This is a genomic window from Bradyrhizobium sp. UFLA05-89 (assembly GCF_059803475.1).
This window is the reverse complement of the sequence record NZ_JBANBA010000001.1, coordinates 54,854-78,311: the sequence shown is the minus strand read 5'-3', so window position 1 is coordinate 78,311 and position 23,458 is coordinate 54,854. Positions and strand designations below refer to the sequence as shown.

The following is a 23,458-nucleotide window of genomic DNA, read 5'->3' as shown; positions in this document are numbered from 1 at the left end:
CCGGTCGCTACGTCTGCGACGCCTGATCCTAGTGCATCCCGAGCACTCTCGGCAGGAACAGCGTCAGCTCGGGCCAGTAGGTCACGACGACCAGGAAGGCGAGCATCGTGAGCAGCCACGGCATGACGGCCACCGCGAGCTCGGTGATGCGCATTCGCGCGATCATCGACGCCACGTAGAGATTTAACCCGACAGGCGGGTGGCAAAGGCCGACCTCCATGTTGACGTCGATGACGATGCCGAAATGAACGAGATCGATGCCGAGCTTCTTCGCCGCCGGCGCGAGGATCGGCGCCATGATCAGGATGATCGAGTTCGGCTCCATGAAATTGCCGGCGAGCAGCAACAGCACGTTGACGACCAGGAGGAAGCCGACCCAGCCGAGATTCTGTGCCGCGATCCAATCGGCGAGCGTTGCCGGCAGGTTCTCGTTGGACAGCACGAAGGAGAACAGCACCGCATTGGTGACGATGTAGAGCAGCATCGCGCTGGTGTTGGCGGCACGGAGCAGCACGCGCGGCACGTCCTTCATCCCGATCGCCTTGTAGACGAAGACCGAGATGAAGAAGGAATAGACCGCCGCCATCGCGGCCGCCTCGGTCGCGGTGAACAGGCCGCTATAGATGCCGCCGATGATGATGACGACCAGCATCAATCCCCAGATGCTCTCACGGAAGGTGCGTACCGTCTCACCCCAGCTCGCCTTCGGGAGGCGCGGATAGTCGCGCTTGCGCGCAAGCCACCAGGTCACGATGCACAGCATCGTGGTCAGCATCATGCCGGGCAGCAGGCCGGCGACGAACAGCGCGCCGATCGAGGTGTTGGTCGAGACCGCGTAGACGATCTTCGGGATCGAGGGCAGCATCAGGATGCCGAGCGAGCCGGCGACCGTGATGATACCGGCGCCGAAGCGCATGGGATAGCCGTGGCGGACCATCTCGGGCAGCACGATGGCGCCGATCGCAGCCACCGTGGCGACGCTCGAGCCGCACACCAGCGCGAACATCGCGCAGGCGACGATGCCGGCAAGGCCGAGACCGCCATGCCAGTGGCCGATCAGCGAGGTCGCGAAATTGATCATGCGCCGCGCCACGCCGCCATGGGTCAAAAAGTTGCCGGCGAGGATGAAGAACGGGATCGCCATGATCTCAAAGCTCTCGATGCCGGTGAAGAGCTTCATCGAGACGGCCTCGATCGGCACCGCCGTCAACGTGAACAGGAACGTCATCACGGTGAGGCCGAGCGCGATCGAGACCGGGATGCCCGTCAGCATCAGCGCGATCAGCAGTGCAAACACGGTGGCGGCGCGCATCCAATGCGGAAGCACGATGACGCCGGACTTTTCGGCAAGGCACAGCGCGAAGATCAGGATCGGCGCCAGAATCAGGATCACGCCGAGCGGCGAGATTTTTCGCGAAGCCGCTTTCGTCGCAGCGCCGGCGGGCTGCGGATGCAGCGCCGGGGAGCCGTCGGCCTGCACGCCCTCGACATGGGTCTCGTCGTGATGCGGCAGCTCGCCGGTCCAGAAATAGAACCAAGCGACCTGGAGGAAGCGGAAGCACATCAGGCCGGAGCCGAGCGGGATCGCCAGATAGACGATCCACATCGGCGCTTCCAGGTCGTTCGACTGCTGTCCGGTGTGGAACATCTCGCCGACGAAGGAGGCGCCGAAGGCCGCGATCATGCCGGTGAAGATCGCGCCGCAGAGCAGCGCGAACAGGATCACGTGCTTGCGGGAATGTTCGGGCAGGCGGTTGACGAGCAGGTCGACGCCGACATGGATGCCGGTGCGCACGCCATAGGCTGCGCCAAACTTCGCCATCCAGATGAACATGTAGATGCAGAGCTCCTGCGCCCAGGACAGGTCGAGCTCTGAGAGGAAGGTGAACAGGCCCTGCGCCATGGCGGCGAGCCAGGTAAGCCCGTGCGCAGTCGCCCATCTGGCGAGAGCGATCGATTCGCCGGCACCGTAGCGATGCAGCACGGCAATGAAGATCAGGCCCGTTGCAGCCGCAATGAGCGTCGCGATCAGCCACTCTTCGAGATAATTGAGCGCACGATTGAGCACGCGAAGCAAATCAAGTCCCCCTATCAGACCGAAACGGCCGGGAGTGCGTTCACTCCCGACCGTTCTTGTTGTTGTTCTACGCCAGGCCGCGTCAGTTCATCTTGACGTCGAGTTCCTTGGCGACGAGATCGAGCACCTCCTGCCCGACCCGGCCCTTGGCCCATTTATATGTCGGCTGCATCGCCTCCTGCCACGCCTTGCGGTCGGCATCGGAGAGATAATGCAGCGTGGTCTTGCCCGACTTCTTGATCTCGGCGAGCGCGTCCTCGTTCTCCTGGCGCGCGATCGAGTTGGTGTAGTCGGTGGCCTCCGCCATCGCCTTCTCGAGCTGGGTGCGGATGTCCGGCGGCAGGCCGGACCAGAATTTCGAATTGACGATCACTGCGTATTGCAGATGCGCGTGATAGGACACAGTGATGTCCTTCTGCACCTCGTAGAACTTCTGCGTCAGGTAGTTCGAGGCCGTGTTCTCGCAGCCGTCGACAACGCCGGTCTGCAAGGCCTGATAGACTTCGGAGAACGCCATGATCTGCGGGATCGAGCCGACGAGACGGAAATACTGGTCGGCGATTTTGGAGCCGGAGATGCGGAACTTCAGCCCCTGGAAGTCGGCGGGCTTCATCAGCGGACGGCTTGAGGACACCATGTGGAAGCCGTTGTCCCAATAGGCCAGACCAGTGATGCCTTTTGCCTCCAGTTTCTGGAACAGCCACTTGCCAACGGTGCCCTTCATGGCGGCGGCGTAGGTCTCGTCGTCCTTGAACAGCCAGGGAAGGTCGAGCGCCTCGAACTCCTTCACCCCGAGCGGCGCGAATTTCGCGGTCGAGGGCGCGAGCATCTGCACCGAACCGAGCTGGAGCGCCTCGATTTCCTCCTTGTCCTTGTAGAGCGAGGAGTTCGGATAGACCTCGATCTTGACCTTGCCGTCGGTGTATTTCTCGGCGAGCTCCTTGAACTTGAGCGCGCCCTTGCCCTTGGGCGTATCGTTGGCGACGACGTGGCTGAACTTGATGACGATCGGGCTCTGGGCCTGCACCGCAGCAGGGGCCAATATGAACGTCGAGACGAGCGCAGCCGTGGCGGCCGCAAGCAGCAGTTTGCGCATTAGGTACCTCCCAACAACCTTTAGGACCGGTTCTTTTTGGTTTTTCCAGTCCCTTTAGTGGCAGCAAACCACCAGGCGAACAACTAGACCTAAGCCCAATTTGCCGCAGCCAAATCACCTTGACGGCTTTTGTATACGCAAGTTTGCGCCCGCTCCAGCCCCGACGGGCGAGCGCTTATGTCGCATCGGCGAACGAAGTTAACCCTTGCGCTGGGCGACCATGAACAGCCGCCGGAACGGAAACAGCGTCTGCCCCGCCGCATTCTTCGGGTAGGCCTTCGCGACGCGCGTTCCATAGTCGGCCTCGAAGGCTGCCTTCTCTTCGCCCTGCAGGACGTCGAGATAGCGCGTCAGCCAGGTGCCCTTGGTCCATTCCTTGACGGGATTTTCGCCTTCCAGGACCTGGAGATATTCGGTCTCCCAGATGTCGATATTGGCCGACATCGGAGCGAGAAGATCGTGATAGAAGGCCGGTCCCTCGACCGGCGGCGGGGTGACGAGATGCTCGACCTTGGCCCGCCACGGACCGTTCAGCGCGGTCTCGCCGATCAGCACATGCGAGGGCGCGGTGAAGTTGCGCGGCATCTGCACCGCAAGCATGCCGCCGGGGGTGACCTTCTGCATCAGCGAAGGAAAGAGTGCCGCATGATTGGGCAGCCAGTGCAATGCGGCATTGGAATAGATCAGGTCGTATTGCTTCGGCGGGCGCCAATGGCCGAGATCCTCATGTGACCATTCCACCTCCGGCGCCGCCATGCGGCCGGCGGCGACCATCTCGGCCGAACCCTCGACGCCGGTGACGGCAGCATTCGGCCAGCGCTCCTTGATCAGTTTCGTGACGTTGCCGGCACCGGCACCGAGATCGGCAATATCAGAGACGGCAAAATCCGGGATGCGCATCAAGAGATCGACCGCCGGCCTCAAGCGGTGGCCGGAGAATTTCAGATATTGCTGCGGATCCCACACCATCTTCGCGAACCTGTTTTTCGTGTTTCCTTCGCCTTGGCTCTTCGTTACCACTGCTCGTCCCGGTCGGGCAAATCGCTTCCGGGACAGGTTGGAAACGAACCGTAAGCACAACAAAAGCAAACAAGAGAGCGTATGACCATGGACCTCGGGCTCAAGTCGAAAACCGCAGTCGTCACCGGGGCGAGCATCGGCATCGGCCGCGCCATTGCCAAGGGCCTTGCCACTGAGGGCGTGCGCGTGGTGGCGGCGGCGCGGCGCAAGGACCTGCTCGACCAGCTCGTGCAGGAGACAGGCGCGGGACTGGTCACGCCGTTCGAGCAGGATGTGATGGCCAAGGACGCCGCCGAACGGCTCGCCGCCTTCGCGCTCAGGGAGCTCGGCCATGTCGACATCCTCGTCAACAATGCCGGCGGCAGCCGTCCGCTGCCGGTCGATGCGCCCGACAGCAAATGGGACGAAGCGATCGCGCTGAATTTCACCAGCTACCGCCGCATCGCGCATGCGCTATTGCCGCAGATGATGGAGCGCAACTGGGGCCGCATCATCAACATCACCGGCAAGTCCGAACCGGAAGGGCTGAACGCCGCCTTCGCCGCCAAGGCCGCCGTGCATGCCTGGGCCAAGGGCCTGTCGCGCGAGATCGGCAAGCACGGCATCACCATCAACTGCATCCCGCCCGGCCGCATCATGAGCGAGCAGATCCGCCGCAACTATCCGGCTGATTATCGCGAGCGCTTTGCGGAGGAGGAGATCCCGGTCGGCTATTGGGGCGAGCCGGAGGACCTCGCGGCGCTCGCGGTGTTTCTCGCATCACCCGTGGCGCGGTACATCACGGGCACGGTGATCCCGGTGGATGGGGGGCTGCGGAGGTATCAGTTCTGATCTGATCGCCGAGAGCGCACCCGCCGCCGCGGCGGCGGTGCGACCTCCGGTAAAAAACCGAAAAACAACCCCATGCAAAGTAGAAACGCGGTGGCCGGATGACGCGTTGCCCCTCCGCGCTACATTTGACACGTCGAGCAAATCACCAGCAATCTGCGATCATCGCACCATTCCGGAGCGAGCAGCTCCACGATCAACCCGGAAGCTTCCCTCACCCCGCCCGCAAGATCTCCGCGATCGCGGCACCCGCCGCGATCGTGCCGAGCTTGCCACCGACGTCGCGCGTCGCCTTCCCCTGCTCAATCGCTTTTTCTACCGCCGCCTCGATTGCGTTGGCGGCCTCCTCATAGCGAGCCGCACCGCTCCTCTCGCCGTGCCAGGCCAGTAGCAGTGCGGTCGACAGGATCAGCGACACCGGATTGGCGATATCCTTTCCTGCGATATCGGGCGCTGAGCCGTGCGCGGCCTGCGCCATGGCATGGCGGTCGCCGACATTGAGGGAGCCGCCGAGGCCGAGGCTGCCGGACAACTCCGCGGTGAGATCGGACAGGATATCGCCGAACATGTTGGTGGCGACGATCACATCGAAGCTGCCGGGGTTGCGCACGACATGCGCCATCATGGCGTCGACCAGGACGTCGTCGACCTCGAGGCCAGGATAGTCCCTCGCCGCCTCGCGGCAGATGTTCAGAAACATGCCATCGCCGATCTTGAGCACATTGGCCTTGTGCACGATGGTGAGATGCTTGCGCCGCTTCATCGCGAGCCGGCAAGCAGCGTGCGCGATGCGCTTGCAGCACAACCGCGTGATCCGGCGGAGCGAGATCACGACATCTGATGTGACCAGCAGTTCGCCATTGCCCTCTTCCATGTTGCGGTCGGCATAAAAGCCTTCGGTGTTCTCGCGCACAACGACGAGATCGAAATCGCCGAGCCTGCCGGGCCGCCCCTGATAGGTGCGCGCGGGGCGAATGTTGGCGAACAGATCGAGGTTCTTGCGGAAGTAACGCGACGGATTGATCTCACCGCGCGCCTCGTCCTTGAAATCGAAGGTCGCGGTCGGCCCGAGAATCAAGCCATCCGCAACTCGCACCACGTCCAGGAGCTCGGGCCGCACCGTCGTGCCGAACTGCGCAAGGCTGGCGTGGCCGATGGCATGCTCCTCGAGCCTGAGATTGAGCTGGAAGCGTTCGGACGCCACCCGCAGCACGCCCGTGGTCGCGGCCGTGATCTCCGGCCCGATGCCGTCACCCGGCAGAACCACAATTTGCATCGGTCATTCCTCTCAAGCCAGCTCGGTCCGATCATACGCCATGGCGCGCAATCATCGCCCGATCTTCGCGCATAGCCGTATGCAAGCATATGCCTGTGGCACGCAGCGCGGCCGTAGTACATGCCGGAAGCAACACTCAACCCACGCTTTGCGGAGACAGCGCAGGCAATGACAATCACGTTACCTGCGCTCACGAAGGAGCCCGAACGTCCCATCGCCGACGGCCTGCCGGCCGAACGCCGGCGCTGGGCGGTCGCCGCGATCTTCACAGCGCTTGCGATGGCCTCGCTCGATACCGCGATCGCCAATATCGCCCTGCCCGCCATCGCGGCCGATCTTCATGTCAGTCCCGAGCAGGTGGTCTGGGTGGTCAACGTCTACCAGATCGCGCTGGTCGCGACGCTGTTGCCACTGGGAGCGCTCGGCGAGATCGTCGGCCATCAGCGCATCTATCTCGGCGGGCTTCTCCTGTTCACGATCGCATCGCTGCTCTGTGCGGTGGCCTGGTCGCTGCCGAGCCTGCTGGTGGCGCGCACGCTGCAGGGCCTCGGCGCCAGCGGCATCATGAGCGTCAACACGGCTCTCGTGCGCTTCGTCTATCCCGGGCGGATGCAGGGCCGCGGCTTCGGCCACAACGCGCTGGTGGTCGCGACCGCCTTCACAATCGGGCCGTCGATCGCGTCCGCGATCCTCGCCCTCGGGCCGTGGCCCTGGCTGTTCGCGGTCAACATTCCCTTTGGCCTCGTCGCCATGGGCATCGGCTTTGCGATGCTGCCGAAGACGCCGCGCGCCGATCATGGCTTTGATTTCCTCGGCGCCGTGCTGGCGGCGATCTGCCTCGGCCTTTTCATCACCGGCATCGGCAGCGCGGCGCATAATCTCTCCCCTCGCCTCGTCGCGGTCGAGCTGGTCACGGCGCTCGTGATCGGCTTCATCCTGACGCGCCGGCATGCCGACCATCCCGCGCCGATGCTGCCGATCGACCTGTTCAGCCGTCCGATGTTCGCGCTGTCGGCCGCGACCGCGGTCTGCTCGTTCGCCGTGCAGGGCCTCGCCTTCGTCTCGCTGCCGTTCTATTTCGAGGACGTGCTGGGGCGCTCCCAGGTCGAGACCGGCTTCTTCATGACGCCGTGGCCGCTGGTGGTCGGCATCATGGCGCCGATCGCAGGACGCCTCTCCGACCGCCACGCGGTCGGACTGTTGGGCGGCATCGGGCTCGTGCTGCTCGGCATCGGCATGGCGCTCTTGGCGACGCTTCCGGCCAATCCTTCCATCCTCAACATCATCTGGCGCATGGTGATCTGCGGCATGGGGTTCGGCTTCTTCCAGGCGCCGAACATGAAGGCGGTGATGTCAAGCGCACCGCCGCACAGAAGCGGCAGCGCGAGCGGCATTGTCGCCACCGCGCGCCTGACCGGACAGACGACCGGCGCGGCGCTCGCTGCGCTCTGCTTTGCGCTTGCGGGGCATGACGGCGCGACCGTCGCCCTGGCGCTCGGCGCCGGTTTCGCCGCGCTCGGCAGCGTGATGAGCTTCCTCAGGCTGGCGGTGAAATAGGCTGCGACGCGGACGCGACCGTTGCCGGGATCGGCATTTGCTCGTCCAAAGCAGCCAGGCGCGCATCGATGGCGTCGATGACCCGCCGCGAGAACGGCCCGAGATGCGCATAGGCCGCGATCATCGCGACCGCGACCCGGGCCGACGACGTGTCGCGCTTGGCGCAACTCAGGAAGGTTTTCCAGAGCGGGCCGTGCGCTTCGGGAATGGCTGACGTCACGCGATGCACGGTTTCCAGTGCACGTACCTTGTTGCGAATGTCGCCCTCGGGAAGCTCCGGCCGCTGCCGCGAGCGGTCGAGCAGCGTCATCAACCGGTCGATACGACTCGCATAGGCAGCCGGTTCATAGATCTTCTCCAGGACTTGCCTGTAGTCCGTCAGGATGTCGCGCAGCGGGCGGACCGGGTCGAAATTGATCCCGGCGGTGCACTGATCGCCGCCGCTCATGGTCGACGCCGCCGAATCGTGGTTCGGCCGCAGCCGGCCTTCGCGGGCGAGACGTCGCGTCAGCTGCGTATTGGGCAAGGCAAAGAGTAGCCCGACCATGCAGACCGGAATGGCGGCCTCCTCGATGAACTCGATCATGGCCTCGGCCATCGAGACCTTCTCGCTGTCGAAGCCCACGATGAAGCCTGCGGTGACAAGCATCCCTGCCCCGTAGATCTTATGAATGCTCTCGGCGATATTGCGCCGCGTGTTCTGCTTCTTGCGCATCGCGACGAGGGTCGCCGGGTCTGGGCTTTCGATGCCGACGAAGATGCCGAAGAAATTGGCCTTGGCCATCATGTCCAGGAGTTCCGGATCATCGGCGAGGTTGACCGAGGCTTCGGTCGAGAATTCGAAGGGATAGTCGTGCGCGCGCTGCCATGCGGCGAGCTCGGGAAGGAACAGCTTGAGCGACTTCTTGTTGCCGATGAAATTGTCGTCGACGAAATCGAGATGGCCGCGGTAGCCCATCCGGTACAGCGTCTCGAGCTCGGTGAACATCTGCTGTGTCGTCTTGGTGCGCGGGACGCGTCCGTAGAGCTCGATGATGTCGCAGAACTCGCAGGTGAAAGGGCAACCGCGCGAATACTGCACGCCGAGATAGAGGTAGTCCTCGAATTTCAGGAGGTCGAAACGCGGCACGGGCGTCCTGGTCACGTCGGCCTGGAATTTCGGCGCGGTGAAGACGCCCGATCGCGCGCCGCTCTCCCAGGCGGCGACGAACTCGCCGATAACGCTCTCGGCCTCGCCCAGCACCTGAAAGTCGGCTCGCGCGTAGAGATGGGGGCTCGATGTCGGATCGGGGCCGCCGACGACGACGGGCTTCGTTTTCGCGCGGCAAAGCTCGATCAGCCGCAGCGTATCGGTTTGTTGCGGCAACATCCCGCCGGTGAAGACGACGTCCGCCCAGTCGAGATCGTCATCGCCAAGCGGCGTGGTGTTGCAGTCGATGAGACGTATCGTCCAACTCTCGGGTAACATCGCCGCGACGGTGATCAGCCCCAGGGGAGCTGCGGGTCGCCGGACGCCCATCAATTTGCAGGACTCGCCAAAACTCCAGAACGACTCCGCGGTGAACAGCGGATAGAGCATGAGCACGTTGCAAGGCCGCGGCACGTTCATGGACCCCCCTAAGGCTTTGTGCGGAGTGTATCAAAACACGCCCGTCTTGCACCCCTACAAGCGGAACTAACTCTCACTTTCTGTTCCAGTGAGAGTCAAACGCTGGAATTGTCATCAGCCGGGCGTCGTGACAGGCCGCTTTGCCGACGTTTCGGGACGAAGCGAACGACTCACCGGCGCCGGCATCCTCGGGGAACTCATCCGCGACCAAAGTCTATTCCGCCGGCGCTCGTTCAGGGGGAACCGAGCGGCGGCAATAGGCTTTTCCTGAGGGTATCCTCACGCGCAGGAGGTGTGTCATGAGCAAGTGGCAAGAGCGCGAAACGGTCCCCGATCTCTACAACCTGTTTCTCGCCGCCGTATTGTTCTTATCGCCGTGGCTGTTCAGGCTCACCAACGAGCAAGGCAAGGTTGACCTCTGGGTCACGGGCATCATCATCGGTTTGGTCTCGCTGGCGGCCGTCATCACCTATCGGGATTGGGAGGAATGGCTCAACGTCCTCATGGGAGCCTGGCTCATCGTTTCGCCCTGGCTCCTCGGATTCCCGCATACGCGGGCCATGCACATCAGCATCGGAATAGGTGTGGTCGTCGTGCTTCTGGCCCTGCTCGATCTCTTCCTCCACTACGAGAAGAGGCACCCGGAGGAATTTGCTTCGCCCGGCGGACAGGAAGGACCTCACCAATAGAGTGCGACGCAGCGCGACACGGCCCGGGACGTCATGAGTTGTACACGCATTTCCAGTGCGCATCCCGCATAGCCGTTCGCGTGGCCGCAACACCGCGCAAGCGGCAATCTTCCTGCCGACCAGCAAAATTCTTCGGCCCAACCCCAGATTGTTGATTTGAAACGGTTCCGTTTGCCGGACAAATTGCGCGCCTTGGGCCTCATCGGTGGATGGGCCAATCAGGGGACTGCGATGGCAAACCTTACGATCAACGGAAAATCAATCACTGTCGACGTCGAGCCGGATACGCCGCTGCTCTGGGCGATCCGCGAGAACGTCGGCCTGACCGGCACCAAATATGGCTGCGGCATCGCGCAATGCGGCGCCTGCACCGTTCACATCGACGGAGTCGCGATCCGCTCCTGCGGCGTCGCGGTCAGCGAGGCCATGGGCAAGCAGATCACCACGATCGAGGGGCTGGCGAGCGGCGGCACGCTGCACAAGGTGCAGCAGGCGTGGATTGCCCATGACGTACCGCAATGCGGCTATTGCCAGAGCGGCATGATCATGGCGGTCGCGGCGCTGCTCAAGGAGAAGCCGAAGCCGACCGACGTCGATATCGACGAGGCCATCACCAATATCTGCCGCTGCGGCACTTTCCAGCAGGTGCGCGAAGCGATCCACACGATCGTGAACGCTTGAGGAGGCGGCCATGAACGAGCACGTTTCACCCGCGATGAATCGCCGTGCCTTCGTCATCGGCACCGCCGCGATCGGCACCGGCCTCGCACTCGGCCTCGACATTCCCTTCGGCGGTCCTGCCGTGGTCCGCGCCGCCGACGGCTCGCCCGAAGTGAACGCCTGGGTCGTGGTGCGGCCCGACGACACCGTGGTGATCCGCATCGCCCGCTCAGAGATGGGCCAGGGCTCGCTGACCGGCCTTGCGCAGCTCGTGGCCGAGGAACTGGAATGCGACTGGTCGAAGGTCACGACCGAATATCCAACACCCGGCCAGAGTGTCGCCCGCAAGCGCGCCTGGGGCGATTTCTCGACCGGTGGCAGCCGCGGCATCCGCAGCTCGCAGGACTACGTGCGCAAGGGGGGCGCCACGGCGCGCGTGATGCTGATCCGGGCCGCGGCCAATGAGTGGAAAGTGCCGGCGTCCGAATGCACCGTCAGCAAGAGCGTCATCACCCACACGCCGTCGGGCCGGACCACTACCTACGGCAAGGTCGCCGAAGCCGCGGCGAAGCTGACGCCGCCGACCGAGGTCAAGCTGAAAGATCCAAAGGACTGGACAATCGCAGGCAAAGGCTTGCAGCGGCTCGACACCGCCGACAAGACCACCGGCACGATGACTTACGGCATCGACGTCAAGCTACCGGGCATGCTGAATGCCGCGATCAAGGACTGTCCGGTGTTCGGCGGCAAGGTGAAGAGCTTTGACGAAGCCAAGATCGCCGGCATGAAAGGCGTCAAGAAGGTCGTCAAGGTCAGCGACAGTGCGGTCGCGGTCGTTGCCGATACCTGGTGGCACGCCAAGACTGCCCTGGAAGCGCTGCCGATCGTATGGGACGAGGGCGACAACGCAAAGGTCTCCAGCGAGTCGATCGCGAAGTGGCTGGCCGAGGGCCTCGACAACGAGCAGCCGGCCTATGTCGGCAACAAGAACGGCGACGCCAAGACGGCGATTGCAGGCGCCGCCAAGAAGGTCGAGGCCGTCTACAACTATCCCTACCAGAACCACGCCACCATGGAGCCGATGAACGCCACTGCGCTCTACACGGCGGACAAATGCGAGGTCTGGTGCGGCACGCAGAACGGCGAGGCCGCCTTCGCGGCGGTGCTGGAGGCCTCTGGCCTGCCGGCAGAGAAGTGCGACGTGCACAAGCTGATGCTTGGCGGCGGCTTCGGCCGGCGCGGCCAGACCGACTATGTCCGCCAGGCGGTCGCGATCGCGAAGCAGATGCCGGGCACGCCGGTCAAGCTGTTGTGGTCGCGCGAAGAGGACATGGCGCACGGCAGGTATCATCCGATCACCCAGTGCAAGATGACCGGCGCGTTCGATGCCGACAACAATCTGGTCGCGCTGCACTACCGCCTCTCCGGGCAGTCGATCCTGTTCTCGCTCCGACCCGAGGCGCTGCAGAACGGCATGGATCCGGCCGCGTTCCAAGGCGTCGCCCAATCCGGCGAAGCCGCGTTCGGCTATTCGGTGCCGAACCTCCTGATCGAGCATGCGATGCGCAATCCGCACGTCCCACCCGGCTTCTGGCGCGGCGTCAACGTCAATCACAACGCGATCTACATGGAATGCTTCATGGACGAGCTGGCCCACGCCGCAGGCCAGGACCCGCTCGAATTCCGCCGCAAGCTGATGGGCAATCATCCCAAGCATCTGGCGGTGCTCAATGCCGTGGCGGAGAAGATCGGCTGGAGCAAGCCGGCTCCGCAGGGAGTCTATCGCGGCATCGCGCAGATCATGGGCTACGGCAGCTATGTTGCCGGCGCCGCCGAAATCTCGGTGACCGATGGCAGCAAGATCAAGGTGCATCGCATCGTCGCCTCCACCGATCCCGGATACATCGTCAATCCGGCACAGGTGGAACGCCAGATCGCGGGCTCCTTCGTCTTTGGCCTGAGCGCGCTGTTCTATGGCGGCTGCACCGTCAAGGACGGCCGCATCGAGCAAACCAACTTCGACACCTACAACTCGATGCGCATCAACGAGATGCCGAAGGTGGAAGCGGCAATGGTGCCGAGCGGCGGGTTCTGGGGCGGCGTCGGCGAGCCGACCATCGGGGTCGCGGCACCCGCGGTGCTCAACGCCTATTTCGCGGCGACGGGAAAACGCATCCGCTCGGCGCCGCTGCGCGACCAGAACATCACCTTCGCTTGAGAAGGCGCGGCTGTGGCGGCCCAAGGGCCGCCGCAGCATTTTCCGGATGACGCGCATGACGACCTACCCGGTGACACGGCGGAAAGCCGTCTTCGGCATCGCGGCCGCATCGCTGGCCCTGCCGGGGATTGCGCGCGCGCAAGGCATGGCGCGCCTCGTCGTGATCGGCGGCGGCTTCGGCGGGGCCGCCTGTGCCCGCGCGCTGAAGCGGAGCGAAACTGATTTGCAGGTCACACTGGTCGAGCCGAACAGCACCTTCACGGCCTGCCCGTTCAGCAACGCGGTGATCGCAGGCCTGCGCGAGATCGAGGCGCAGCAGTTCGGCTATGAGAAGATCGCCGCTGATGGTGTAACTGTCATCGCGCAAGCCGCGACCGCGGTCGATCCGCAAGCGCGGCGCGTTACGCTGGGCGATGGCTCATCCCTTCCCTATGACCGTCTCGTGCTTTCGCCCGGTGTCGACTTCCATTTCGCGGCCCTGCCCGGCTATGACGAAGCCGCAAGCCAAAAGATGCCGCACGCCTGGAAGGCCGGCGAGCAAACCATGCTGCTGCGCAGGCAATTGGAGGCGATGGAGGATGGCGGACTCGTCGCAATCGCGGTGCCCGCCAATCCCTCGCGCTGCCCGCCTGCTCCTTACGAGCGCGCCAGCCTGATCGCGCATTATCTCAAGACGCGGAAGCCCCGCTCGAAAGTCTTGATCCTGGACGCCAAGGACAATTTCACGCAACAGAAGCTATTCGAGAAGGCATGGGTGGAGCTTTACGGCGGCATGATCGAGCGCGTATCGCTGTCGCAGGGCGGCCGCGTCACCTCCGTCGATCCAGCGAGCAACACTGTCATCACCGAATTCGGCAATTACACCCCGCAAGTCGCCAACGTCATTCCGCCGCAGCGCGCCGGGCGCATCGCGGCGATTGCCGGGGTAGCGGATACGACCGGCTGGTGCCCGATCGATCCCATGACGTTCGAATCCAGGCTCCTGCCGAACGTCCATGTCATCGGCGATGCCTGCCTCGGCGGCGGCATTCCGAAATCGGCCTCAGCCGCGAGCGCGCAAGGACGGAGCTGCGCGAAGGCGATCATCGATCTCTTGGCTGGCCGAGCGCCACAGACACCGCGGCTGACCGGCGTCTGCTACAACACTGTCGCGCCCGCTTACGGCTTTTCGCTCGCCGGCAACTATCAGCCGAAGGGTGACATCTTTGCAGAAGTCGAGGGCGGCGCCACCAGCCCCCTCGACGCACCGCCCGAACGACGCGCCCGCGAGGCTGCGGACGCCGAGCGCTGGTTTCAATCCATCACGGCGGCGACCTTTGGCTAGAGCGATGCTCCATATCGCCGCGCTGATCGTGGCAAGCTTTGCGCTTTCCGCCGGCGCGAAGGCGCAGGCGCCGGTGTCCTATACCATCGTTGGCGACGGCATTCCGGAGTCGCTCACTGGTTCGCCCGGCGATGCGGCGCGCGGGCGCGCCTTGGTGCTCGATCGCAGCACGACCTGCATCCTCTGCCATTCCGGGCCGTTTCCGGAAACCCGGTTCCAGGGCGATCTGGCGCCTGATCTTGCAGGCGCGGGGAACCGCTGGTCGACAAGTCAGTTGCGGCTGCGATTGGTGGACGCATCGCAGTTCAACCGAAAGACCATCATGCCGTCCTACTATCGCACTGACGGGCTCGTTCGCGTCGGCCGCAATCTTGGCGGCAAGCCGATCCTGAATCCGGGCCAGATCGAGGACATCGTGGCCTATCTTGCAACGCTTCGGGACTAGGACAGGGAATGCCAAGCACACGTCGGCAATTATTGCACCTCACGGTCGCCGCCGCGACGATCCCCATCGTCACGGTCCGCCGGCTCGAGGCGACACCTGCGATGCTCAGCACGGCGATCCGCAACGTCGTTGGCGAAGCACAACTGCGCAGCGGCAAGATCAGGCTCGACATTCCGCCGCTGGTCGAGAACGGCAACACCGTGCCGATGACGGTCAGCGTGGCAAGCCCGATGACGGCAACCGACTACGTCAAGAGCATCCACGTCTTCAACGAGAAGAACCCGCAGCCAAACGTCGGCAATTTCCATCTCGGCCCATGGGCCGGGCGCGCGCAGGTCTCGACCCGGATCCGGCTCGCCGACAGCCAGAAGGTGGTCGCGATCGCGCGCCTGTCCGACGATTCCTTCTGGCAAGTTGCGGCCGATGTCGTCGTGACGCTTGCCGCCTGCACCGAGGAGGTGAACTGATGGCCTCGGCCCTGATCAACGTTCCCCCGAAAGCCAGGCGCGGCGATGTGATCGAGATCAGGACGCTGACCTCGCACATCATGGAGACCGGTTTTCGCCGCACGGCGGCCGGCGACCTCGTGCCGCGAGACATCATCACGACCTTTACCTGCCGCTACAACGGCACCGAGATCTTTCGCGCCGACCTCTTCCCGGCGATCGCAGCAAACCCGTATCTGTCGTTCTTCACGGTCGCCAGGGAGAGCGGCAGGTTCGAGTTCGAATGGATCGGCGACAACGGCTTTGTATCGACCGCGTCGGCGTCGATCACGGTCGAATGAGTCTTGCACGCACGATAGTCGCTACGATGATGCTGCTCGTCGCCGCACCTGCGCTGCTCGCCGGCGAAATCCCGCAGGATGAGCGCCGCTCCGGCTATTCCTTCATGGGACCCGACACGCGCGCGATGCAGGACGACGATACGTCCAATCCAGGCATGCTGTTCGTGATGGACGGCGAAACACTGTGGAAGACGAAAGGCGGCAGCGCCGGCAAGGCGTGCGCCGATTGCCATGGCGATGCGCGCGAGACGATGAAGGGCGTCGCCGCGCGCTATCCCGCCTTCGACAAGACGCTCGGTCGCCCCGTCACGCTCGGCCAGCGTATCAATCTCTGCCGCGCCAACCATCAACAGGCAACGTCGCTGCCTTACGAGAGCCGAGACCTGCTCGCGCTCGAAGCCTTCGTCGCGCACCAGTCGCGCGGGGTCGCGATCACGGCCGGCGACGATCCCGAGCTCCAACCGTTCGTAGACCAGGGCCGCGCGCTCTTCATGCAGCGACAGGGACAGCTCAACCTCGCATGCGCTAATTGTCATGACGACAACTACGACAAGCATCTGGCGGGCGCACCGGCCACGCAGGGGCAGCCGACCGGCTACCCGCTCTATCGCCTGGAATGGCAGACGCTGGGATCACTGGAGCGGCGTTTGCGAAGCTGCATGACCGGGGTCCGTGCCCAAGCCTATGACTACGGCGCGCCGGAGCTGGTCGCGCTCGAGCTCTATCTGATGGCGCGGGCGCGCGGCATGCCCATGGAGAGCCCGGCCGTGCGGCCTTGATCCGCAGAGGAATATTAGGACTAGGCAGGCGCGACGCGGACGCTAGTATCCCCTCCCAAGAAACGAGTCACAGGGAGGACAGACGTGGCTGACCATCGTATTTCGCGCCGCACGCTTTTGCAGGGGACCGCTGCGGCTGGCGCGCTCAGCCTGACCGGATTCCCGGCTCATGCCGAGGTCAATTGGAAGAAATATGCCGGGACCAAGCTGGAGGTGATGCTCATCAAGGGCCCGCGCGGTGACAACCTGCAAAAGAACATCAAGGAGTTTACCGATCTAACCGGCATCCAGGTGGAATCGGAGCAGATTCCCGAGCAGCAGCAGCGCCAGAAGGTCGTCATCGAGCTCACCTCGGGCAGGCCGAGCTTCGACGTCGTGCATCTCAGCTATCACGTGCAGAAGCGGCAGTTTGAAAAGGCCGGCTGGCTTGCCGACATCACGCCCTTCATGAAGGATCCGACGCTGACCGCGCCCGATCTCGTCGAGAGCGATTTCTCGGCCGCAGGCCTTCAATACGCCAAGAACGACAAGGGCCAGATGCTGTCGCTGCCCTGGTCGGTCGACTATTTCATCCTCTACTACAACAAGGAGTTGTTCCAGAAGAAGGGCGTCGCAGTGCCCAAGACGCTGGACGAGATGGTCGCGGCCGCCGAGAAGCTTACCGATGCCAAGGACGGCATCTACGGCTTCGTCGGGCGCGGCCTGCGCAACGCCAACATGACGTTGTGGACCAACTTCTTCCTCGACTATGGCGGCGAATTCCTCGACGCCAAGGGCAACATCCTGACTGACGGCCCCGAAGCCGTCGCGGCGACGAAGCTTTACCAGACGCTGCTGACGAAAGTCGCGCCGCCCGGCGTCGCCGGATTCAACTGGATGGAGTCGATGGCCTCGTTCACGCAAGGACGTTCGGCGATGTGGATCGACGGCGTCGGCTGGGCGCCGCCGCTGGAGGATCCCGCCGCCTCGCGCGTCGTCGGCAAGGTCGGCTACACCGTCGTGCCTGCCGGGCCGAAAGGACAGTACTCGGCGACTTACGGCGACGGCATCGGCATTCCGGCGGCGAGCAAGAACAAGGAAGCGGCCTATCTGCTCTGCCAGTGGGCGGTTTCGAAGGCGCAAGGCGCGCGGCTGTTGCAGGCCGGCGGTGGCGTGCCGTTCCGCAACTCGATCCTGAACGATGCCGAGGTGCAGAAGGGCGTCAAGATGCCGGCGGAGTGGCTGCAATCGGTGATCGATTCCGCCAAGATCAGCAAGCTCGGCCTGCCCGTGGTGATCCCGGTCGCCGAATTCCGTGATCTCGTCGGTGCCGCGATCACCGCGACCCTGGCCGGCGCCGATCCCGCGACCGAGCTGAAGAAGGCCCATGAACAGTACCGACCGATCCTGGAGCGTAGCGAGAAAGCGTGAGTGCGTTGACACAAACTAATCCGGCCGCGGCACAATCGGATGCCGCGCCGGAGAAGGAGTTGCGGCCACCGTCCTACTGGCCGTTCGTGGTGCCGGCGCTCGTCGTCGTGCTCGCCATCATCATCTTCCCGTGGCTGTTCACGATCTGGATGAGCCTGAACGAGTGGAAGGTCGGCTCGCCGACCACCTTCGTCGGGCCTTCAAATTATCTGCGGCTGACGAGCGATCCGCGCTTCCTCGAGTCGGTGGGCCACACCATCGTCTACACCGTGCTGTCGGTGGTGCTGCCGCTGGTCCTCGGCACGCTCTCGGCCGTGGTGTTTCACCAGAAATTCCCGGGGCGCGGCTTCCTGCGCGGCGTCTTCATCATGCCGATGATGGCAACGCCCGTGGCGATCGCGCTGGTCTGGACGATGATGTTTCATCCGCAGCTCGGCGTGCTGAATTACCTGTTGTCGCTGGTCGGCCTGCCGGCGCAGCTCTGGGTGTTTCATCCCGCAACCGTCATTCCCTCACTGGTGCTGGTCGAGACCTGGCAGTGGACGCCGCTGGTCATGCTGATCGTGCTCGGCGGTCTCGCCGCGATCCCGACCGAACCTTACGAAAGCGCGCAGATCGACGGCGCCAATCTCTGGCAGGTGTTCCGCTTCATCACCCTGCCGCTGATCATGCCGTTCCTGTTCATCGCCGGCATGATCCGGATGATCGACGCGGTGAAAAGCTTCGACATCATCTTCGCCATCACGCAGGGTGGACCGGGCTCGGCGTCGGAAACCATCAACCTCTACCTCTATAGCGTCGCCTTCACCTACTACGACCTCGGCTACGGTTCGGCGATCGCGGTGGTGTTCTTCCTGCTCATCGTCGCACTCGCTGCCCTGATGCTTTACATGCGCCAGCGCATGCTATGGACCGAAATCGCGAGGGGCGCATGACCCCACGTCAGATCCTTGGCCAAATCGGCCTCTGGTTTTCGGTCCTCGTCATCGTGTCGCCGGCGATCCTGTTCTTCCTGTGGATGGCCTCATTGTCGCTCAAGTTCGAGGTCGACAATGCCGCCTACCCGCCGGTGTTCATCCCCGAGCATATCGCCTGGAAGAACTATGTCGACGTGCTCGCCTCCAACCGCTTCCTGACTTATTTCTTCAACAGCCTGATCGTGACCGGCAGCGCGACCGCGCTGGCGCTGATCGTCGGCGTTCCCGCCGGCTACGGCATCGCGCGGATGGCCGCGCACAAATCCGCGATCGTGATCCTGATCGCCCGCATCACGCCCGGCCTGTCCTACCTGATCCCACTGTTTATCCTGTTCCAGTGGCTCGGATTGCTCGGCACGCTGGTGCCACAGATCATCATCCATCTCGTCGTGACGGTGCCGATCGTGATCTGGATCATGATCGGCTATTTCGAGACCACACCGATGGAATTGGAAGAGGCAGCGCTGATCGACGGCGCGACACGCTGGCAGGTGTTCAGCCACGTCGCTCTTCCGATCGCGAAACCCGGCATCGCCGTCGCCTTCATCCTGGCCGTGATCTTCTCCTGGAACAACTTCGTCTTTGGCATCGTGCTGGCTGGACGCGAGACGCGCACCCTGCCCGTCGCCGTCTACAACATGATCTCGTTCGACCAGTTGAGCTGGGGCCCGCTCGCCGCCGCAGCGCTGATCGTCACCTTCCCGGTGCTGCTGCTGACGGTGCTCGCGCAGCGGCAGATCGTCGCCGGACTCACTGCGGGAGCAGTGAAAGGCGGATAAGCACCTTTCATCGCCACCTGACCAAGCCGAACGAGCGATGAGGCGATCCGCCGCGCACGCAGCAATCATCCCGAGGAAGAAAAGATCCGGACCATGGGACCAAACACAGGCGACGCCGACCACGCCAAGCGCAGCCACGCGATGTCCTGCGCGTCGAAAGCCGCAGCCAGCCTGGCCCTCTGCGCGATCGTGTTGTCCGTGAGCGGCGGATCATCGACAGCGGACGAGGCGCTTCAAGGCCCCTGCGCGAGTCTTTCTGGACGAACGATCCCGGCTCGACTGATCGGGCTTCCCAGCGGGGACGCCACTGTCACGTCGGCCAGCTTCACGCCGGCGGCGGCGGCAAAGGCGGCCGCTCCCGCGACGCCGGACTTCTGCAAGGTGACGGGCACCATTGCGCCGATCGACCCGGCTGCACAACTGATCAACTTCCAGCTCAACCTGCCGGCCGCGTGGAATGGCAAGCTCTTGCAATATGGCGGCGGTGGTTACAACGGCACTCTGGTGAGCGGCCTTGCCCCCTTGCGCGATGCGGCCCCCGACGATGCGCTGCCGCTGACGCGCGGCTATGCCACGCTCGGCACCGATTCCGGGCATCAGGCCGCGAGCTTTGCGCCCGACCGCATCGGCCAGTTCGGCCTCAACGACGAGATGCTGACCAACTACGGCTATGCTTCCTACAAGAAGGTGCGCGATGTCGCCGTCGCGCTCATCGGCGCGCTCTATTCGAAACGCCCGGCCAGGATCTACTATTTTGGCGGTTCGGAGGGCGGCCGCGAGGGGCTCACGATGGCCCAGCGTTTTCCGGCCGATTATGACGGGATCGTCAGCGTAGTACCCGTTGTGCAGCTCTCGATGCTGTTCCAGTCCTACATCCCGAACAATCTGCCGCAATTCAGGGGTGGCTGGCTCAACCCGGCCAAGAGCGAGACGCTCGCGAAGTTCGTCGCGAATGCCTGTGACGAGCTCGACGGCTTGCGTGACGGCATCGTCAGCAACTATCTGGCCTGCCAGCCAAAGGTGAACGTGCGGGCGCTGCGTTGCCCGGAAGGGGCGGACGCCGGCGACGGCTGCCTGTCCGACGCGCAGATAGCAGCGGTTCAGACCGTGCACGCACCACATCCGTTCCCCTTTCCGATGGCGAACGGCGTCACGACCTATCCTCAATGGCTTTACGGCAACGAGATTACACCGGACCCACAGCGGATGACCATGACGCGCTGGGTCATGGGCACGGCGGCGCCGACGGAGCAGCTCGATGTCGCCACGGTGTCGCAGCACTGGCTGTACGGCAGCAATGCCGTACGCTTCTTCCTGACGCGCAACGACAAATTCGACGTGCGTACCTATCGTCCGGAAGACTTTCGGGCCCGCGTCGAGGAAGTGTCGAAGATCCTCGATTCCACCGATCCGGACTTGTCGGCCTTCTTCGCCCATGGCGGCAAGCTGATCCTGCGCGAGAACATGGCCGACCTCGCACAAAGCCCGCTCGCCGGGATCAACTATTTCCAGTCCGTCGTGGCGCGGCTTGGTGAGGCGACGGTCGAGGCTTCAGCACGGCTCTATGTCTCGCCCGGCTCGACCCACACGGGGCAAGGCACGAGCGTGCTGGACGGCTCCGCGATCCCGACCATGGTCGACCTGCTCGAACCGCTCGACCGCTGGGCGAGCGACGGCGTCGCGCCGGCTGACGCACTGGTCCAGACGTCGAAGGAGCCGGCGCCACCCTTCACGCTGAAAGCAGCCCGGCCGATGTGCCGCTATCCGAACTATCCGCACTATACCGGCGGCGAGAAGGCGGCGGCCGAAAGCTACATCTGCAAGGTATCGACGCCCTGACAAACGGGCGGGCGGCGATCGGCCGCGGGCGCCTTCTCGCTCTAGTCATACCGCCGCCGGCGCGCTCTACCTGGCGTTGACGCAAAGTTTGCACGGGCATATGCTACGATATGTAGCGCTACTTGATGTGACGCGCCGAACCACGAGAGACGTCAGATGTCACCTCGTCCCCTGATCCCGCGCCGAAAGCTGTTTGGCAATCCGACCTACGTCGGCGCCAAGTTATCGCCGGATGGCAAATTGCTGTCCTGGCTCGCCCCTGTCGACGGCGTTCTCAACATCTGGGTCTCGCCCGTCGATAGCATTGCGGCAGGACAGCCCGTGACGCGCACCAGGGGCAGACCGATCAACTGGCAGGATTGGAGCCCGGACGGCCGCTACATCATGTTTCTCAACGATGAGAACGGTGACGAGAATCTGCACCTGTTCGTCGTCGATCCCAACACTCTGGAGCTCAGGGATCTCACGCCCTTTGCCAATGTCCGCGCTTTGCCGACCTATTGGTCGCGCGTCGTCCCCGACAAGATCGCCATTGGTCTCAATGATCGCGACGTGCGATGGCACGATGTCTTCCTGCTCGACCTTGCAACCGGCGAGCGCACCCTAGTCTGGGAAAATCGCCAGGAGTTCGACCACGTGGGGCTCGACTGGCAGTTGAGGCCCCGCCACGGCCGCAGCAACGCGCCCGACGGAGGCACGCGGCTTTGGCGCCTCGATGACGGGAAACTCACGCATTGGCGCGACGTCCCGTTCGAGGCCTTTGCGAGTACGCGGCTCTGGACGTTCGATGCTGCCGGCGGCCACCTTCATATGAGCTCGAGCCTGGAGCGCGACAAATCGGCGCTGGTGCGGATCGACTGGGCGACGGGGGAAGAGCGCGTCCTGTTCAAGAGCGACAGCGCCGACGTAACCGGCGCCATCTTCAACGCCCGAACGTTCGAACCGGAAGCGGTTTGCATCGACCCCGGCCGGCAGGAATGGACGGCCTTGACACCGGCGGTGACGAGCGAACTCGACCTGATCCATGCGGAGCTTCCCAGGCATGCATTTCACCTCGAGAGCCAGAGCATTGACGGCCGTCGGTGGATCGTGGGCAGTCATGCACCGGAGCAGCCGGTCACCTATCATCTCCTTGACCGCGACAGGCAATATCTCACCGAGCTGTTCACCGCGCGGCCGGAGCTGAAGTCGTATCGGCTGGCGCCGATGCAGGCGGTGCAGGGCAAGTCGCGCGACGGCCTCACCCTGGTCTCTTACCTAACGCTGCCCGCGGATATCGACGGCGACCGCCCACCCCGGCCGCTGCCGATGGTCCTCGTCGTCCACGGCGGTCCCTGGGCTCGCGATATCTATGGCTATCGTCGCGATCACCAGTGGCTGGCCGATCGCGGTTACGCCGTGCTGTCGGTGAACTATCGCGGCTCGACCGGCTTCGGCAAGGCGTTCGTCGCAGCCAGCGAAAAAGAGCACGCCCGCAAGATGCACGACGATCTCATCGACATGGTCGATTGGGCGATCGCGGAGGGCATCGCGCAGAAGGACAAGGTCGCGATCTTCGGAATGTCCTACGGCGGATTGGCTTCGTTCGTCGGCGCGACCTTCACGCCGGAGGCGTTCTGCTGCTCCATTCCGGTCGTCGGCATTTCCAATCTCAAGACGCTGCTGGAATCGATGCCGCCCTACTGGGCCGGCTTCGCAGAATTCATGTATCGCAGCTACGGCGATCCGCGCACCGAGGAAGGCCGCAAGCTGCTTGCGGAGCGCTCGCCGATCAACAAGGTCGACAACATCAAGAAGCCGATGCTGATCTTCCATGGCGCCAATGACGTGCGATGCAAGGTGGCCGAAAGCGACACCATCGCCGCTGCCATGCAGGCCAAGAACATTCCGGTGACCTACATCGTCTATCCCGACGAGGGACACGGCTTCCAGAGACCCCCCAACCAGTTTTCCCACCTCGCCATCACCGAGGCCTTTCTCGCACGCCATCTCGGCGGCGCCTGCGAGCCGGTCGGGCAGGATTTCGAAGGATCAAGTCACGAGGTTCGCGCGGGGGCTGATATCCTCTCCGATCTGGGCGTGGCCTGA

20 protein-coding genes and 1 pseudogene are annotated in these 23,458 nt (G+C 63.8%); 15 read left to right on the top strand and 6 right to left on the bottom strand.

Translation table 11 applies throughout. The features are described from left to right. Nucleotides 1–28: 28 nt before the first annotated feature. From SO139_RS00350 to SO139_RS00335, 4 genes and pseudogenes are all read right to left on the bottom strand, one after another. On the bottom strand, nucleotides 29–1,312 hold the full coding sequence (locus tag SO139_RS00350) for a TRAP transporter large permease (RefSeq protein ID WP_449383796.1): 1,284 nt from the start codon (nucleotides 1,310–1,312) through the stop codon (nucleotides 29–31). 237 nt (nucleotides 1,313–1,549) lie between these two features. Further along, nucleotides 1,550–1,903, bottom strand: a pseudogene (locus SO139_RS00345) (TRAP transporter small permease); the annotation flags it as partial. 256 nt (nucleotides 1,904–2,159) lie between these two features. Beyond that, complete coding sequence (locus SO139_RS00340) at nucleotides 2,160–3,173, bottom strand: DctP family TRAP transporter solute-binding subunit (protein WP_449383778.1); 1,014 nt, start codon at nucleotides 3,171–3,173, stop codon at nucleotides 2,160–2,162. Nucleotides 3,174–3,371: 198 nt separating this feature from the next. After that, nucleotides 3,372–4,142 carry a methyltransferase domain-containing protein gene (locus SO139_RS00335; RefSeq protein WP_449383779.1) on the bottom strand — a complete coding sequence of 257 codons (771 nt, stop codon included), beginning with the start codon at nucleotides 4,140–4,142 and terminating at the stop codon, nucleotides 3,372–3,374. Nucleotides 4,143–4,280: 138 nt separating this feature from the next. On the opposite strand from SO139_RS00335, the gene SO139_RS00330 reads away from it, so the two are divergent. Then, entirely contained in the window at nucleotides 4,281–5,024 is a 744-nt protein-coding gene (locus SO139_RS00330; RefSeq protein WP_498539571.1) for an SDR family NAD(P)-dependent oxidoreductase, read from the top strand. Between the two features lie 211 nt (nucleotides 5,025–5,235). Here the strand turns inward: SO139_RS00330 and SO139_RS00325 are convergent, their stop codons facing one another. Further along, complete coding sequence (locus SO139_RS00325) at nucleotides 5,236–6,297, bottom strand: isocitrate/isopropylmalate dehydrogenase family protein (RefSeq protein ID WP_498539487.1); 1,062 nt, start codon at nucleotides 6,295–6,297, stop codon at nucleotides 5,236–5,238. Between the two features lie 168 nt (nucleotides 6,298–6,465). Here SO139_RS00325 and SO139_RS00320 point away from each other — a divergent pair, with 168 nt between their 5' ends. Then, the gene (locus SO139_RS00320; protein WP_498539486.1) at nucleotides 6,466–7,854 is read left to right on the top strand and encodes an MFS transporter; all 1,389 of its coding nucleotides are present in this window, start codon (nucleotides 6,466–6,468) and stop codon (nucleotides 7,852–7,854) included. Here the strand turns inward: SO139_RS00320 and SO139_RS00315 are convergent. Further along, entirely contained in the window at nucleotides 7,835–9,463 is a 1,629-nt protein-coding gene (locus SO139_RS00315; RefSeq protein WP_498539485.1) for a B12-binding domain-containing radical SAM protein, read from the bottom strand. The two genes, SO139_RS00320 and SO139_RS00315, sit on opposite strands and share 20 nt — an antisense overlap. A 299-nt stretch (nucleotides 9,464–9,762) precedes the next feature. Between SO139_RS00315 and SO139_RS00310 the strand changes: the two genes are divergently transcribed. From SO139_RS00310 to SO139_RS00250, 13 genes are all read left to right on the top strand, one after another. Further along, a complete protein-coding gene (locus SO139_RS00310) occupies nucleotides 9,763–10,152 on the top strand; it encodes an SPW repeat protein (protein WP_449383783.1) in 390 nt (129 codons plus the stop codon). Between the two features lie 231 nt (nucleotides 10,153–10,383). Beyond that, nucleotides 10,384–10,833 carry a (2Fe-2S)-binding protein gene (locus SO139_RS00305; protein WP_449383784.1) on the top strand — a complete coding sequence of 150 codons (450 nt, stop codon included), beginning with the start codon at nucleotides 10,384–10,386 and terminating at the stop codon, nucleotides 10,831–10,833. Nucleotides 10,834–10,843: 10 nt separating this feature from the next. Beyond that, the gene (locus SO139_RS00300; protein ID WP_498539484.1) at nucleotides 10,844–13,030 is read left to right on the top strand and encodes a xanthine dehydrogenase family protein molybdopterin-binding subunit; all 2,187 of its coding nucleotides are present in this window, start codon (nucleotides 10,844–10,846) and stop codon (nucleotides 13,028–13,030) included. A gap of 46 nt (nucleotides 13,031–13,076) precedes the next feature. Next, nucleotides 13,077–14,354, top strand: a complete 1,278-nt coding sequence (locus SO139_RS00295; protein WP_449383786.1) for an FCSD flavin-binding domain-containing protein — start codon at nucleotides 13,077–13,079, stop codon at nucleotides 14,352–14,354. Continuing rightward, nucleotides 14,347–14,799, top strand: a complete 453-nt coding sequence (soxX, locus tag SO139_RS00290) for a sulfur oxidation c-type cytochrome SoxX (RefSeq protein ID WP_449383787.1) — start codon at nucleotides 14,347–14,349, stop codon at nucleotides 14,797–14,799. Before SO139_RS00295 ends, soxX begins: the two co-directional genes overlap by 8 nt. Nucleotides 14,800–14,807: 8 nt before the next feature. Then, nucleotides 14,808–15,266: a SoxY-related AACIE arm protein gene (locus SO139_RS00285; protein ID WP_449383788.1), complete on the top strand. Its 459-nt coding sequence runs from the start codon at nucleotides 14,808–14,810 to the stop codon at nucleotides 15,264–15,266. Next, on the top strand, nucleotides 15,266–15,586 hold the full coding sequence (soxZ, locus tag SO139_RS00280) for a thiosulfate oxidation carrier complex protein SoxZ (protein WP_449383789.1): 321 nt from the start codon (nucleotides 15,266–15,268) through the stop codon (nucleotides 15,584–15,586). Before SO139_RS00285 ends, soxZ begins: the two co-directional genes overlap by 1 nt. Next, a complete protein-coding gene (gene soxA, locus SO139_RS00275; RefSeq protein WP_449383790.1) occupies nucleotides 15,583–16,365 on the top strand; it encodes a sulfur oxidation c-type cytochrome SoxA in 783 nt (260 codons plus the stop codon). Before soxZ ends, soxA begins: the two co-directional genes overlap by 4 nt. A gap of 84 nt (nucleotides 16,366–16,449) precedes the next feature. Further along, nucleotides 16,450–17,775, top strand: a complete 1,326-nt coding sequence (locus SO139_RS00270) for an ABC transporter substrate-binding protein (protein ID WP_449383791.1) — start codon at nucleotides 16,450–16,452, stop codon at nucleotides 17,773–17,775. Further along, nucleotides 17,772–18,710 carry a carbohydrate ABC transporter permease gene (locus SO139_RS00265; protein WP_449383792.1) on the top strand — a complete coding sequence of 313 codons (939 nt, stop codon included), beginning with the start codon at nucleotides 17,772–17,774 and terminating at the stop codon, nucleotides 18,708–18,710. Before SO139_RS00270 ends, SO139_RS00265 begins: the two co-directional genes overlap by 4 nt. Continuing rightward, a complete protein-coding gene (locus tag SO139_RS00260) occupies nucleotides 18,707–19,531 on the top strand; it encodes a carbohydrate ABC transporter permease (protein WP_449383793.1) in 825 nt (274 codons plus the stop codon). Before SO139_RS00265 ends, SO139_RS00260 begins: the two co-directional genes overlap by 4 nt. Nucleotides 19,532–19,624: 93 nt before the next feature. Continuing rightward, nucleotides 19,625–21,370: a tannase/feruloyl esterase family alpha/beta hydrolase gene (locus tag SO139_RS00255; RefSeq protein WP_474798179.1), complete on the top strand. Its 1,746-nt coding sequence runs from the start codon at nucleotides 19,625–19,627 to the stop codon at nucleotides 21,368–21,370. 156 nt (nucleotides 21,371–21,526) lie between these two features. Continuing rightward, nucleotides 21,527–23,458, top strand: a complete 1,932-nt coding sequence (locus SO139_RS00250; RefSeq protein WP_449383795.1) for a S9 family peptidase — start codon at nucleotides 21,527–21,529, stop codon at nucleotides 23,456–23,458.

Coding starts and splice junctions, on each gene's coding strand:
- SO139_RS00350 (WP_449383796.1), bottom strand. CDS start 1,312: ATGCGCGCCGCCACCGTGTTTGCACTGCTGATCGCGCTGATGCTGACG.
- SO139_RS00340 (WP_449383778.1), bottom strand. CDS start 3,173: ATGCGCAAACTGCTGCTTGCGGCCGCCACGGCTGCGCTCGTCTCGACG.
- SO139_RS00335 (WP_449383779.1), bottom strand. CDS start 4,142: ATGGTGTGGGATCCGCAGCAATATCTGAAATTCTCCGGCCACCGCTTG.
- SO139_RS00330 (WP_498539571.1), top strand. CDS start 4,281: ATGGACCTCGGGCTCAAGTCGAAAACCGCAGTCGTCACCGGGGCGAGC.
- SO139_RS00325 (WP_498539487.1), bottom strand. CDS start 6,297: ATGCAAATTGTGGTTCTGCCGGGTGACGGCATCGGGCCGGAGATCACG.
- SO139_RS00320 (WP_498539486.1), top strand. CDS start 6,466: ATGACAATCACGTTACCTGCGCTCACGAAGGAGCCCGAACGTCCCATC.
- SO139_RS00315 (WP_498539485.1), bottom strand. CDS start 9,463: ATGAACGTGCCGCGGCCTTGCAACGTGCTCATGCTCTATCCGCTGTTC.
- SO139_RS00310 (WP_449383783.1), top strand. CDS start 9,763: ATGAGCAAGTGGCAAGAGCGCGAAACGGTCCCCGATCTCTACAACCTG.
- SO139_RS00305 (WP_449383784.1), top strand. CDS start 10,384: ATGGCAAACCTTACGATCAACGGAAAATCAATCACTGTCGACGTCGAG.
- SO139_RS00300 (WP_498539484.1), top strand. CDS start 10,844: ATGAACGAGCACGTTTCACCCGCGATGAATCGCCGTGCCTTCGTCATC.
- SO139_RS00295 (WP_449383786.1), top strand. CDS start 13,077: ATGACGCGCATGACGACCTACCCGGTGACACGGCGGAAAGCCGTCTTC.
- SO139_RS00285 (WP_449383788.1), top strand. CDS start 14,808: ATGCCAAGCACACGTCGGCAATTATTGCACCTCACGGTCGCCGCCGCG.
- soxZ (WP_449383789.1), top strand. CDS start 15,266: ATGGCCTCGGCCCTGATCAACGTTCCCCCGAAAGCCAGGCGCGGCGAT.
- soxA (WP_449383790.1), top strand. CDS start 15,583: ATGAGTCTTGCACGCACGATAGTCGCTACGATGATGCTGCTCGTCGCC.
- SO139_RS00260 (WP_449383793.1), top strand. CDS start 18,707: ATGACCCCACGTCAGATCCTTGGCCAAATCGGCCTCTGGTTTTCGGTC.
- SO139_RS00255 (WP_474798179.1), top strand. CDS start 19,625: ATGGGACCAAACACAGGCGACGCCGACCACGCCAAGCGCAGCCACGCG.
- SO139_RS00250 (WP_449383795.1), top strand. CDS start 21,527: ATGTCACCTCGTCCCCTGATCCCGCGCCGAAAGCTGTTTGGCAATCCG.